This is a genomic window from Ktedonobacter sp. SOSP1-52 (assembly GCF_016587395.1).
Genome location: NZ_BNJH01000007.1, coordinates 120,907 through 132,942, shown reverse-complemented (window position 1 = coordinate 132,942; position 12,036 = coordinate 120,907). Strand labels below are relative to the sequence as shown.

Here is a 12,036-nt window from a genome sequence, read left to right as displayed (position 1 = left end):
CATATTCTCCAAGAAGGAGGCCCTATCCATGGCGATTCAAAGTAAACAGGTGACAGTTGCAGCCCGCGTTGACCGTTTACCTCTCTTCTCATTGCATCGTAAACTGGTCATTGTGCTGGGGTTGGGGGCATTTTTCGACTTATTTGATGTCTTCCTAAGCGGCTTATTAGGTACTGTACTTACCAAAACCTATCACCTCAACTCGTTTGAGACAGCTCTTGTCGTTGGTTCAGGTTTTATCGGTATGTTTGTGGGCGCGATTGTGCTTGGTATCATCTCGGATGCCATCGGTCGTCGCACCATGTACATGATTGACCTGCTTATCTATTCGGTTTTCTCGCTTGCGGCAGCCTTTGCTCCCGGTTTTCTCTGGATTATCATTTTCCGCGCATTGGCGGGGCTTGGGCTTGGGGCAACTCTTCCATTGACAGATGTCTATATGGGTGAGATGATTCCCAATTTCGCCCGTGGTCGCTATACCGCGTGGTGCTACACACTCGGTTTCCTGGGCATACCTGCCGCCGGTTTCGCGGGTACGTTCCTCGCTTCAACAAATTTCATTCTGCCTGGGTGGCGCTGGCTTCTCATCCTGGGCGCTCTGGGTGCGATCATCGTCTGGTTTGTCCGTCGTGGCCTACCAGAGTCCCCGCGCTGGTTCGAGACTCGTAACCGCCAGCAAGAAGCGGATGCGTTGATGAGTTCGATTGAGAAGGAAGCGATGAGCGAGCACAAGCTCACTGAACTGCCACAGCCACAGGACGTTGTGGTGGAAGCGCGTACATCGGCGCCCCTGAGCGAGATGTTTAGTCACACCTACGCCAAGCGTACAACGATGCTCTGGATTTTCCAGATTCTTCAGACCGTCGGCTACTATGGCTTTGGTTCACTGGCCCCCATCGTGCTCACTGCAAAGGGTTTCAATATCTTCTCCACGCTTGGCTATACCGCGATCATTTACCTGGGCTATCCGTTGGGATCGCTCATCTCGATTCCTGTAGTCGAGCGTTTTGAGCGCAAATGGCTCATCGTGGGATCAGCGATAGCTATGGCTTTGCTGGGTCTCTGCTTTGGTTTCGCGAACTCTGTGCCGATCATCATCGCCTCTGGCTTCTTGCTGACGGTCATGAGTAACTTCTTTTCCAATGCCTTCCATATCTATCAGGCTGAGATCTTCCCGACACGTATGCGTGGTAGTGCAGTGAGTATTGCCTACAGCCTGAGCCGCCTCACTAGCGCTCTTTTGCCCTTTGTGGCTATTCCCATGCTTCATGCATCTGGCCCAGTGGCGGTATTTACTGCAGCAGCAATTATTCTGGCGGTTCTGTGTCTCGATGTGGCGGTTCTTGGCCCCAGAAGCACGGGGCAGTCATTAGAGGTTATTGCTCAGTAGCACGCCTTAACAAGTTTTTAGAAATAAAACATGTAGCCTCCAAATTTTATAGGGCTCTTCGGAATTTGTTGTGGAGTGAGGTTCGGTCTCTGAGGCATACACAGGCAGAACGAATCGGAATTTATTGTGGAAGAGCTAAACCCTGTCCACAATAAATTCCGATTCATGCTACTCTCCCGAAGCCTCCGCTACGAATTTCGTGACATCCCCCTTTAGCGCTTGTGATACTCGATGTGCCCGTTTTCGGCAGATGGCAGAGTAAAAGGTTGTGTTGCAAAGATGACGCCAATGTGATAAGTTTGGGCTTATTTTCTGAAGAGAGGCCCTGTCATGGAAAATGCCAAACTGTTCAAATGGCGTCATCTTGAAGCGGCGATCATTTTGCTCTGTGTTCGTTGGTATCTTCGGTATGCTTTAAGCTACCGAGACCTGAAAGAGATGATGCGGGAGCGGGGCCTATCCATCGACCATACCACTATTTTTCGCTGGGTCCAGCACTATGCTCCAGAATTGGAAAAACGCTGTCGGCCTCACCTGAAAGCCTGGAATGATTCGTGGAAAGTCGATGAGACATACATCAAGATCAAGAAAGTCTGGATGTACCTCTATCGCGCAATGGATTCTGAAGGAAACACGATCGAGTTTCTCTTGAGTCCAACGCGGGATGCCGAGGCGGCCAAACGCTTCTTTCTCAAAGCGCTGCATGCCACTACGGATTCAACGCCTCAAGCTCAACAGGTAGCCTCGCCCACGGCTCCAACGGTTCCCACTCCCACAAGACGAACTCCCCGTGTGATCAATGTCGACAAAAACGCGGCCTATCCCAAGGCCATTGCCAACTTGAAAGCCACTGAAGTATTGCCTCAGCACGTGGAATTGCGACAGCTGAAATACCTCAACAATCTCATTGAACAAGATCATCGGTGTATCAAACGTCTGACGAAGCCAGGGATGGGCTTTTTTACCTTTGAGACCGCATGGCGAACCGTACAAGGATTCGAGGTGATGAACATGATCAGGAAGGGGCAACTGCAAGGTGTGGCAAAAGGAGATGTGAAAGAGCAAGTTATATTGATCGCCAAGCTCTTTGGAGTAGCAGGATAAACTCAACAATCAGAACCCCTTTCTACTTATTTTGTCTTCCTTCAATTTCTTGCAACACAACCCGCGGGCGTGTGAGGCTCGGCGGTGACGCGCTCAAGGTTGCGCTGGGCGAGGGCGCGGCGCTCCTCAAGGATAAGGGCCGCGCCCTCGCCCAGCGCAGGTAGCGCAGGAAGAAGAGGCCAACGTCGATGGTGTCGCTCTCCAGATTGTAGTCGCGCATGGCGAGGTGGAGTTGCTGGTCGAGGACGCGTTGCCGCTCGCGGGTAGCCGAGGGCAGGCTAATACAAATGGTTTGCCATGGCTATGTGCTCCTCTTGCTAAAGGTTGTGCACGTCCACTTGAGCGCGCTAAAGGCCAGGACGGTCGCTATAATGAAGAGCAGCAGGGCGTTCGCCGGGTGCAGCGCCGTGAGTGCCGGATTTTTATAAGCCTGGAAATACGAGACCAGGCTGACCTGAAAGATCACATCGGCGATCAGTAGCGCATGCAGGCCCACGACCTTCCAGGGGAAGCGGGCAGGCAGCAGGAAAACAAGCATCAAGATGGAGAAGCGGGCCAGCAGCCAGCCGATATTGCCATGGACCTCTAACCAAGTCGCGCCCGCGAAGAGGCCCATGCCCGCTAGATAGGTTTGAGCGACTATGCTGAGCGCGAAGAGCCAGGCGACGACAATATAGAGGACCTGGAAGACCCTGCTTATGATAGCGAAGACGCGCCTGACAGGGTGCGCGCCTGCTTGTGGCGCGCGGTTGTCGATAGTCTGGTTTTCAATCATTGAACGATGACCTCCAGTTGCATTCCTTTATGAACGGTGCAGTATAAGTGGAAGGTGCCAGCGGTAGTGAAGGGGCCGATGGCGGTGGTGCTATTGCCGCTGGTCTGGATTTTATCAACCTGGGGCACGCCCGCTTCGATGGCGGGTTTGGCCGTCTCGCCGTCCCAGGTGCCGTTAGCGATAATGTGAGGCGTATAGGTGTCGGCGACCAGATTGATACTCTCGCCTTTTTTGATGGTGATGGATGACTGGGTAAAGCTGGTATCGCTCATATGGACGCTGTTGGGCGCGTCGCTGCTCGCGCCGCTGCTACAGGCGACCATACTCAGAAGCATGATACTACAGAGGGACAGCATGCTTATAAATGCACGAAACATCTTACAACTCCTTTAAATGTTGATTCTTGTGCTCGCGGTATATCCACGTTATTATGATCTACGGGTGGATGCGCGGGCATCACCCTCTCCGGGTGATTGTGGAGGGTGATTGAGGGAAGAGTGAGATGTATCAGGCGAGCAAGCTAGAGTAATTTAGAGTAAGCCCAGGCGTTGGGCGGCGTCATAGGCATCCTTGCGGCTGGTGACGTTGAGTTTGTAATAGATGCTCCTGACCTGCGTTTTCACAGTATTTATAGAGACGACGAGTTCCACCGCGATTTCGGGGCGCGAGCGACCGGCGGCGAGCAAGCGCAAGACACGCAATTCCTGCGGACTGAGCAGGTTGGGAGCAGCAGGCGAGGTTGTGGGAGCGGGAAAGCCCTGGATGAGCGTGCGCGTATAGGTCAATAGCGACTTATCCTGCATATCGCGCAGAGTCGCGCGCAGCAGGGTACGCATGGGATCGCCCAGGTCAAGGAAGAGGCGTTGATAGCCCTCTGGTCTCGCCTTCTCAAGTGCCGAGAGCAGCAGGCGGCGGGCCTGGGAGAGATCGCGCTCCTGCTCCACTCCCGTGGCGTGAGCCAGCGCCGCCAGTGTGAGCATGCGCAGTTCGCTATGGAGGCGTCCCTGCTCCCGCGCCTGGGGTAGCCATGTGCCGAGCATGGCAAGGGCTTCGGAGGCACGCTCTTGCGCGATCAGCAGGCGAACCAGCAACAGCGCTTCCTTCTCGCGCAGGAGATAGGTAAAGGAGGTCGCTTCGTAAGAGCAATTGGCGGCCCAGCGCAGCGCCGTGGCCTGGTCGCCACACGCGAGGGCCAGGCTGACCTGCTCAAGCTGTAATTCGCGACGCAGGTGATTGCGATGAGTACGGGCCAGGATGTCCGCCGCTTCCTGCTCGTATGCCTCCTGCCCGCTCACACGCGCCAGCAGCAGCAGGGCGCGCGCGCAGCCCTTCGTTGCCATGTTGCTCAGTTAGGCTCAGTGCCTCGCGTGCCTCCTGCTCGGCGCGTTGCAGCAGTTTCCACTCGTAAGAGAGCCGCGCCAATCCAAGCATCGCGCCGCCCTTATCATCAACCGGATACGTTACCTGTGCGCTTGCTCGCTCCAACTCCGTGAGCACCTGCTGATAGTACATGCTCGCCTGGTGGAGCTGGCCACGCTCGCGGCAAGTATCAGCCTGCGCCGCGAGCGTGGCCAGCAGGGGCGCGGTGGCATTGCAGGCGGCGAGTAGCGCGCGGGCCTCACTGAACATGCTCTGCGCCTCATCAACTTGCCCGGTCCACAGCGCTTCCATGCCCACGTTGAGCAGGCTCATGCCGCGCCATTGCGCCTCATGCTCCGGCAGGTGCAGCAGGGACTCGCGGGCGTAGCGAAACGACTCGGCGTAGCGCTCCTGCCACAGCGCGACCAGGGCGCGGAAGGATTGAATTTGCGCCAGGCGTGGCACGTTGCCTTCGTCCCGCCAGTAGCGCTCGGCGAGGCTCAGGGGAAGCTCGACACGCGTTTGCGTGAGCGGCGCGTGTCGATCATTGGTGAAGAGGAGGGAAGCGGCGTACAGGAAGCCTAGGCCAGGCACGACGTTCAGGACCTCTAAGGGGATGGCCTTGAGCCAGCGCCAGAGCGTCTGACGCTCGAAGTAGTTGCCCAATGGCTCAACGAGCCGCGCGATCAGGATCGCCATACGCTTGAAGTCGTGGGCCTGCATAGCTGCCTCAATCGCTTCTGGTAGCATGTGCTCGCGTTCATACCATGCGCTCGCACGCTGCAAGCACGCGGATACCTCGGCTTCACCAAGGCGTTGGCGGGCCTCGTGGCGCATGGCTTCGGCGAAGAGGGCGTGATAGCGGTACCAGACCTGTGTGCCTGCCAGCGATTGCAGGAAGAGGTTGCCGCGCTCCAACTGGTCGAGCAGCGAGGCGCTATCGTTCCCGCCAGTCACGGCGTCACACAGCGAGGCCGTCAGGCGGTCAAGCGGGCTGGTCTGAAGCAGGAAGGTCTGAAGCGGCTGCGGCTGCTCGCGTAGTATCTCCTCCATTAAATATTCCAATATATGACGGTTGCTGCCTGAGAAGGTCGCAAGGACCTGCGTGGCTTCGGATGTGCCCTCATGCCCGCGCAAAGCCAGAGTAGCCAGTTGTACGCCTACCGACCAGCCTTCCGTCCGCTGCGCGATATGCTGTACAAACTCATGCGCCAGGGGGCGCGAGAGCGAGCGTCCAAGGAAGAGGCGCGTCTCTTCGAGCGTGAAGCGCAGGTCGGGCACGCGCAACTCATAGAGGTTGTCGCTGGCGTGCAGGCGGGCCAGGGGCAAGGGGGGAGCGCCGCGTGTCAGCAGCACGAAACGCAGACCGGACTCAGGCAGGTCAAGGATACGTGTCAGGTCCGCGTGCACTTGCGGCTCGGTGATGAGGTGATAGTCTTCCAGCACCATCACGCCCGCCTGTAGCTGCTGGCTCAGGTCGTTGAGCAGCGTGGAGACCATCATGCCCGGCAGGCGTTCAGGTTGGGGAAGGTGTGGCGCTTGCAGGAGCGCCAGCGCGGCCTGTCCGATGCCGGGATAAATTTGCTGGCAGGCCATGATGAAGTAGCGCCAGAAGCGCACGGGGTCGTTATCCCCAGCATCCAGGGCTACCCAGGCCACGGCGGGCCGTGCCTGGTAGCCCTGGATGCTGGCGGCCCACGCGCTCAACAGCGTCGTCTTGCCATAACCGGCGGGCGCGGAGACGAGGGTAAGTTTGTGCTCGGTGGCGGCGTCCAGGCGCGTCAAGAGCGCTTCGCGTTGCACCATAGACACGCGCGGGCGGGGCAGGCGTAGCTTTGGTAGCAAGACAGGGGCTAGTGGAAACGCGTCACCGCTCACAATGGCTCTCCTTCGTCAAACGTAGCGTTTTCCCCACAGTTTACAACGTTTGCCGTGCGAGGGCAATGCCTGCTTGCCAGGAGGCAGGCTGCGCCTACCCTTTACTCTTCATCTCGTGGAAAAGGCCTGAATGTCGTCGCTGGGCGCGATCTGTAGCTCCGAGAGGTTCTGTCAGAACTCAAACTCCATCTGGGCATGAGGGTGACACTTCTGGTATGCTGGTGCTATTATTTTGACGGAATGAGGAACGTTGACCGATGAACTGCCCCAAATGCGCCACAGCTGAGACCAGGGAAAGATCAAAGAAAACCAAATGTGGCTATGCCACGTTCTTCTGCCCTCACTGTCAATCTACGTTCAATGAGCGAACTGGCACTCCCTTTCACCATCTCGAATTCCCCACTGATATCGTCCTGCTGGCTGTCTTGTGGCGACTACGCTACAAATTGAGCCTGCGTGACGTTGCTGAGATGTTTTTAGCGCGTGGATTTTCGTTCACCCACGAAGCCATCCGAGACTGGGAAGCGCGGTTTGCATCTTTGATAACAGATCAGTGACGCGTCAAGCGGCAAGGGAAGGCCGGAAAATCCTGGTACGTGGATGAGACGTACGTCAAAGTGCATGGGAAGTGGTGCTATTTGTATCGAGCGATCGACCACGAGGGCCATCTCGTTGATTCCATGTTGAGCGAGAAGCGAAATATGGAATCAGCTCAGGCGTTTTTCAAACAGGCGGTTACTGTGGTCGGCTCTGTTCCCGATCAGGTCACGACGGATGGCCATGCTTCCTATCCCAGTGCCATACGCGAGACGATGGGATGTGAGGTCGTACATCGGACAAATACATACCTCAATAATCGGCTAGAGCAAGACCATCGTGGGATTAAACAACGATACTATCCCATGCGTGGTTTCGGAAGCTTCACATCAGCAGCGCGATTCTGTTGTGCCTTCGACGAATTGCGCAACTATCTCCGTCCTCGCCGCACCATGGGCGAAGTGGTTTCACTCCTGGAACAACGGCAGGCTTTTCTCCAACGTCTAGCTGCTCTCCAGAGAATGATACAAGCAACCTCATAAGTCAACGAGCGAGAGGCGAGCATTCTATTCGTCTGAGAAGCTTTTCTGTGATCTCAGTTCTGACAGAACCCCTTCAAGCCATCTCCACGAGTGATCAACGTCGATAAAAACGCGGCCTATCCCAAAGCCATTGCCGACTTGAAAGCCGCTGGCGTCTTGCCTAAACACGTGGAATTGCGACAGGTGAAATACCTCAACAATCTTATCGAACAGGACCATCGGTGTATCAAACGGTTGACCAAACCGGGAATGGGCTTTTTCTCGTTCGAGACCGCGTGGCGAACCGTACAAGGGTACGAAATGATGAACATGCTGAGGAAAGGGCAAGTACAAGGAGTGCGAAAAGGAGATGTGAGAGGCCAGGCCTCTCTGGTCGCTACATTGTTTAGAGTGGCTGTTTAAGAAAGATGGTGAGGAACAATCACGCCCAGTTTCTCTTTGCAATTTCTTGCAACACAACCCGGCCAAGGCCGCACTGGCACAGTTCGCCCGGTATCTCGCCCAGGAACTAGGCCCGCGAGGCATCACGGTCAACGTCGTCGAGCCCGGCCCGGTGGAGGACACGCGCATGGTGGGTGTCCTCGATGAGGAGTACAAGCAGCGGCAGGTGGCCGCTACCCCTGGGGCGCCTGGCTCACCCGGGCGACGTTGCCCAGGAAGAATAGTCATTATGATCGAGGCTCTCTAACTGGGCAAGAGCCAACTTTTGCACAAATTCCCAAACAGAGCTTGCATCTGTTCTAGACACTCAGAACTAGTTTTCCGCGCAGATGACCTTCTGAGAGGCGCTCGTAGGCTTGACGAGCTTGTTCCAGAGGATACACTTTCTCGATCAGTGGTTTTAGATGCCCTTCATCGGTGAGGTGAGCAAGCTGTGTAAGATCATTGGTGTCGGCTTCAACGATGAACCAGATTCCTTTCTTTTGGTACTGCTCGGCATATTTACTCACCAGATTGGAGGTACCAGCAATTCCTACATATGTACCCTCTGGTTTGAGCAGTTTGATGCTTGCTTCAATCACCGAGGCTCCGACTACATCGAAGATAAAGTCGATATCACTCACCACTTCAGCAACGTTGGTGGTGGTGTAATCGATCACTTCATCGGCACCAAGAGAGAGCAGGGTCTCGCGGTGCTGTCCAGAAGCCACGGCAATTACGTATGCGCCTTTGAGATGAGCAATCTGAACGGCATAGTTGCCCACACCCCCAGCGGCACCTTGGATGAGGATACGTTGTCCCGCTTGCAGGTTCCCCTTCTTGAAGAGTGCCTGCCAGGCGGTGAGCGCCGAGAGGGAGAGAGCCGCACACTCTTCATGACTGACTGATCGGGGTCGTAGGGCAATCTGATTGGGAGTGACAATGGCATATTCAGCCCAGGCGCCATCACGATCAGGGCGGGGAAGCCCATAGACTTCATCGCCTCCTTGAAACGCTGTCACTCCCCCACCAACTGCTTCAACAATCCCCGAGACCTCGTGGCCAGGGATAATAGGGCGTGGTCGTGGCTGGGCGCTCTCCCCATGGATATACCATGTTTCCGGCCATGTGAGTTCATCCGGTGTTAAAGCCGCAGCTTTCACCCGCAAGAGCACTTCCCCAGCAGCAGGTACCGGTTTCGCAACCTCTACCACTTCCAAAAGCTCGGGACCACCAATCTTTTCAGAAACAATGCCAATGGCTTTCATTTCTCTCTCCTTTCCCCCTCTTGGATTTTTGTGAACGTGAAGAACCCTCACATCCGCTCGCAAACACCTCGACCGTATCATGTGTACTCTTCCCACCCTCAGAAGAGGTCCCGATCGTGATCGCGAGCTTGGGGAGGCCATTCATAGAAAGAACCTCCACGGCGTTTGGTTTGTCCGGTCTGACATCGACGTATGCTTTGCACGAAGACGTACTATGTTGAAAGAATAACAGTTCCAAGCGAACGAAGTTGTTCAGCAGCTTGGTGGCATCCATTCTATACACGATTCTATCGCAGTGGTTGACATCCAAATCCTCAACGATGGTTTTGGTTTCGCCCGGTCCGAGCGAGAATACTTCGTTGACGAGAACAACTTTACAAGCTACCTGCGGTCTGTTCAGATGCATGCTTGCGGCAGAAACTGCCTGCGCTGTTATGTTCCAGGCCAGCAAAACGAGCAAAGCACCGCCACACATACAGAGCTATATCCGATGCATCTCTTCCACCTTTTCTGGCAGATACCTCCGTGCAAACAGCAATCGATCCATGTAAAAACGTCATACTTTCCCTCGCATTATGAATCATCGACGCAAACTGAACAGGAGAATGATTGGTGATGAAATGGCTCATCCCACGGGATGCGCAACGAGGTAGGGTAGGCCGCTGGCAAGGTATTGTGGTCCAATCCTTTACCCTCGGCCTCCCTCAGAACCGGACTTGATACGTTAGCATCATCCGGCTCGCCAGTGATTTATGTCCTGATCTTCTGTCCTGTGGGCTTCCCGGTATGGATAGCCCTGTGACAGTTCTGGGATGCATAGCGTTCACTATCATGGCGGCGCTGCTGACTACGCAGATGACATGCCTTTCACGTCAGGCCTTCTTCCTGATGGGAAGGATCACCGTAAAGGTGGAGCCTTTCCCGATGGTGCTGTCCACCGTAATGGTTCCCTCATGATATTTGACGACCTCGCCTACAATGTAGAGTCCCATGCCTAAACCGGCGATCCAGGCAGATCGCTGCCCCAGATGCCACGTTGCGACTCATTCTCTTCAGGCTTTATATGTGCTTTTTCCTGACAAGGTGCCCGGTACGTATTCACAAACCGCTGGTCGTTCTACCATCACGCCTGACATCCCGGCCTTCTAAGGGGTAGCCTGCTTGCTCCCACTCGGCCAGCCCACCTGCGAAATGCAACACATGAGCATAGCCCTGGTATTCAAGCAACTTGCCGAAGGCAGCACTGGCAACGCAGGTTCGGTCGGAACAGTAGACAACAATCTCGTCTTCTTTGTGAAGCTCGGTCAGCGCATCCTGGATGGTGGCGAAGTAGAGGGAGCCAGGAATGTGCTTTGTCTGGTACTGCCACTCACTCAGAGCCATCACCAAGCGAAAGGATTCATGGTGGTCCACTTTCTGTTTCAACTCTTGATGGTCAATGCTTCTCAATGATTTCTCCTCCATTCCGTTTTACTTCGCTGCCTGTACCTCAGCCTCGACGAGAAAATCTGGACGAATAAATCCTGACACAATCAACGACATGGCCACTGGACCATCACCGACCTGAGCAACCTTGGTTGCTACTCCTGTATTATGTATTTTATTCATAATAAATCTCCTTCAGCTTTTGCCGCAATGACCTCGAGTTCAACGAGAATTTCCGGGTAAATCAGTTCGGTAACCACAGAAAACATGCCTGCTGGACAAACCTCACCCAGGTAACGGCCTCGAACTTGAATATAGGCCGATTTATCCTCCGCGTGAATCAGATACTGGTTGACCTTCACGATATCAGCTACCCCCATGCCAGCAGATTCCAGGATGGCCAGAATATTCTTCCAGGCCTGGTCGGCCTGCTCCTCAATCGTCTCTGGCACGGTCCCATCAGGCTTGATGCCAGGCGTTCCAGATGTATGCAGCCAGCGAACCTTGCCTGAAACCTCTACCCCCATCACTGTAGCGACCAATCTGTGCTGCCACCCCTATATTGTGGATTGTGTTCATTCTTCGTCTCCTTGGTTATCTCCATCTCAATGTGAGAATGCATGCGAGAAAAGGTGAGAAAAGATGTTTTTTTGAAGAATACCTTTCCTCAAACAATATCAGCATACGAGTCGTCCCGAGTGAAAAACTAATGATCTCCCTGGCTACTATCAGCTGCCACGCTGATCTGACGACCTTCTTGAAAGATCCGGCTCCAGGTCTCAAAGTTCTGCGCGATTTGCGTTGTAGCTTCGTCCAGGGAGAGACGCTTTGCCTCAAAGTCAACGACGGCGTTCCACCAACTGGTGCGGCCAACGGCAAAGCCGATAGATCCCGGCACGCTGGCGGCCGCCTGGAGCCAATGCGTCACACGCTCCTGGCTTGCTCCGCGCCCCAACACCATGAGGCCAACGTTCTGCCCGCCATTGCGGTGCGCCACTTCGACTATCCGCTCACAGTCGGTGCGTTGATCCAACCCTTCAATTTTCCAGACATCCGGTTCCACGCCCGCCTGCCGCAATTCCTCTATGGCCTGGACCATGAAACGGGGCCGAAGCTGCGTGTCATAAGTACCTTTTTAAAGCCCTCGTAGATAATTTGTTTACTCTCAGCTACTCTCAACGCTTGCTCGACGCTGAGCGGCTCTTTCCAGCCAAACAAACCGCTGATATATGAATTGCGATGGTCAAACGGCAAAATGGAGAGCTGCTTTGTATATCCTGTGAGCATATGTGTGGGCTCCTTTCGTTCAGAGCGAAACGATACATCGGGAAAGAGCGA

14 protein-coding genes and 3 pseudogenes are annotated in these 12,036 nt (G+C 54.9%); 5 read left to right on the top strand and 12 right to left on the bottom strand.

Annotated features, from left to right (window positions below):
- Nucleotides 1-28: 28 nt before the first annotated feature.
- A complete protein-coding gene (locus tag JMJ16_RS50030) occupies nt 29-1,390 on the top strand; it encodes an MFS transporter (protein WP_201393860.1) in 1,362 nt (453 codons plus the stop codon).
- Nucleotides 1,391-1,720: 330 nt separating this feature from the next.
- Complete coding sequence (locus JMJ16_RS50025) at nt 1,721-2,494, top strand: IS6 family transposase (RefSeq protein ID WP_201393858.1); 774 nt, start codon at nt 1,721-1,723, stop codon at nt 2,492-2,494.
- Between the two features lie 22 nt (nt 2,495-2,516).
- Here JMJ16_RS50025 and JMJ16_RS50020 read toward each other — a convergent pair whose 3' ends face one another.
- The 5 genes from JMJ16_RS50020 to JMJ16_RS55510 form a co-directional block, all read right to left on the bottom strand.
- Nucleotides 2,517-2,714: a hypothetical protein gene (locus JMJ16_RS50020; protein ID WP_201393856.1), complete on the bottom strand. Its 198-nt coding sequence runs from the start codon at nt 2,712-2,714 to the stop codon at nt 2,517-2,519.
- 81 nt (nt 2,715-2,795) lie between these two features.
- Nucleotides 2,796-3,269, bottom strand: a complete 474-nt coding sequence (locus tag JMJ16_RS50015) for a DUF6220 domain-containing protein (protein ID WP_201393855.1) — start codon at nt 3,267-3,269, stop codon at nt 2,796-2,798.
- A complete protein-coding gene (locus JMJ16_RS50010) occupies nt 3,266-3,646 on the bottom strand; it encodes a plastocyanin/azurin family copper-binding protein (RefSeq protein WP_201393853.1) in 381 nt (126 codons plus the stop codon). The genes JMJ16_RS50015 and JMJ16_RS50010 overlap by 4 nt, the downstream gene beginning before the upstream one ends.
- Before the next feature lie 153 nt (nt 3,647-3,799).
- Nucleotides 3,800-4,564, bottom strand: a complete 765-nt coding sequence (locus JMJ16_RS56340; RefSeq protein ID WP_255553339.1) for a response regulator transcription factor — start codon at nt 4,562-4,564, stop codon at nt 3,800-3,802.
- Nucleotides 4,476-6,506: a hypothetical protein gene (locus JMJ16_RS55510; RefSeq protein ID WP_236602107.1), complete on the bottom strand. Its 2,031-nt coding sequence runs from the start codon at nt 6,504-6,506 to the stop codon at nt 4,476-4,478. The genes JMJ16_RS56340 and JMJ16_RS55510 overlap by 89 nt, the downstream gene beginning before the upstream one ends.
- Before the next feature lie 257 nt (nt 6,507-6,763).
- Here JMJ16_RS55510 and JMJ16_RS50000 point away from each other — a divergent pair.
- The 3 genes and pseudogenes from JMJ16_RS50000 (at nt 6,764) to JMJ16_RS49990 (ending at nt 8,273) form a co-directional block, all read left to right on the top strand.
- Nucleotides 6,764-7,585 (top strand): annotated as a pseudogene (locus JMJ16_RS50000) (IS6 family transposase).
- Nucleotides 7,586-7,666: 81 nt separating this feature from the next.
- Nucleotides 7,667-7,987, top strand: a pseudogene (locus JMJ16_RS49995) (DDE-type integrase/transposase/recombinase); the annotation flags it as partial.
- A gap of 46 nt (nt 7,988-8,033) precedes the next feature.
- Complete coding sequence (locus JMJ16_RS49990; protein ID WP_236602106.1) at nt 8,034-8,273, top strand: SDR family oxidoreductase; 240 nt, start codon at nt 8,034-8,036, stop codon at nt 8,271-8,273.
- 52 nt (nt 8,274-8,325) lie between these two features.
- Here JMJ16_RS49990 and JMJ16_RS49985 read toward each other — a convergent pair whose 3' ends face one another.
- From JMJ16_RS49985 to JMJ16_RS49955, 7 genes and pseudogenes are all read right to left on the bottom strand, one after another.
- The gene (locus JMJ16_RS49985; RefSeq protein ID WP_201393850.1) at nt 8,326-9,273 is read right to left on the bottom strand and encodes an NADP-dependent oxidoreductase; all 948 of its coding nucleotides are present in this window, start codon (nt 9,271-9,273) and stop codon (nt 8,326-8,328) included.
- Nucleotides 9,274-10,145: 872 nt separating this feature from the next.
- Nucleotides 10,146-10,298, bottom strand: a pseudogene (locus tag JMJ16_RS49980) (ATP-binding protein); the annotation flags it as partial.
- Nucleotides 10,299-10,371: 73 nt separating this feature from the next.
- Nucleotides 10,372-10,722 carry a rhodanese-like domain-containing protein gene (locus tag JMJ16_RS49975; RefSeq protein ID WP_201393848.1) on the bottom strand — a complete coding sequence of 117 codons (351 nt, stop codon included), beginning with the start codon at nt 10,720-10,722 and terminating at the stop codon, nt 10,372-10,374.
- 21 nt (nt 10,723-10,743) lie between these two features.
- Complete coding sequence (locus JMJ16_RS49970; protein ID WP_201393847.1) at nt 10,744-10,881, bottom strand: hypothetical protein; 138 nt, start codon at nt 10,879-10,881, stop codon at nt 10,744-10,746.
- Complete coding sequence (locus tag JMJ16_RS49965) at nt 10,878-11,240, bottom strand: RidA family protein (RefSeq protein ID WP_236602105.1); 363 nt, start codon at nt 11,238-11,240, stop codon at nt 10,878-10,880. Before JMJ16_RS49965 ends, JMJ16_RS49970 begins: the two co-directional genes overlap by 4 nt.
- Nucleotides 11,241-11,404: 164 nt before the next feature.
- Nucleotides 11,405-11,797, bottom strand: coding sequence for a 2-deoxy-5-keto-D-gluconate 6-phosphate aldolase domain-containing protein (locus tag JMJ16_RS49960; protein WP_201393846.1), 393 nt, complete (start codon nt 11,795-11,797; stop codon nt 11,405-11,407).
- Complete coding sequence (locus JMJ16_RS49955) at nt 11,782-11,985, bottom strand: hypothetical protein (RefSeq protein ID WP_201393845.1); 204 nt, start codon at nt 11,983-11,985, stop codon at nt 11,782-11,784. The genes JMJ16_RS49960 and JMJ16_RS49955 overlap by 16 nt, the downstream gene beginning before the upstream one ends.
- Nucleotides 11,986-12,036: the final 51 nt, after the last annotated feature.

What these genes read in the sequence shown, in the direction of transcription:
- JMJ16_RS50030 (WP_201393860.1), top strand. Translation starts at nt 29, where the DNA reads ATGGCGATTCAAAGTAAACAGGTGACAGTTGCAGCCCGCGTTGACCGT.
- JMJ16_RS50025 (WP_201393858.1), top strand. Translation starts at nt 1,721, where the DNA reads ATGGAAAATGCCAAACTGTTCAAATGGCGTCATCTTGAAGCGGCGATC.
- JMJ16_RS50020 (WP_201393856.1), bottom strand. Translation starts at nt 2,714, where the DNA reads ATGCGCGACTACAATCTGGAGAGCGACACCATCGACGTTGGCCTCTTC.
- JMJ16_RS50015 (WP_201393855.1), bottom strand. Translation starts at nt 3,269, where the DNA reads ATGATTGAAAACCAGACTATCGACAACCGCGCGCCACAAGCAGGCGCG.
- JMJ16_RS50010 (WP_201393853.1), bottom strand. Translation starts at nt 3,646, where the DNA reads ATGTTTCGTGCATTTATAAGCATGCTGTCCCTCTGTAGTATCATGCTT.
- JMJ16_RS49985 (WP_201393850.1), bottom strand. Translation starts at nt 9,273, where the DNA reads ATGAAAGCCATTGGCATTGTTTCTGAAAAGATTGGTGGTCCCGAGCTT.
- JMJ16_RS49970 (WP_201393847.1), bottom strand. Translation starts at nt 10,881, where the DNA reads ATGAATAAAATACATAATACAGGAGTAGCAACCAAGGTTGCTCAGGTC.
- JMJ16_RS49960 (WP_201393846.1), bottom strand. Translation starts at nt 11,797, where the DNA reads ATGGTCCAGGCCATAGAGGAATTGCGGCAGGCGGGCGTGGAACCGGAT.
- JMJ16_RS49955 (WP_201393845.1), bottom strand. Translation starts at nt 11,985, where the DNA reads ATGCTCACAGGATATACAAAGCAGCTCTCCATTTTGCCGTTTGACCAT.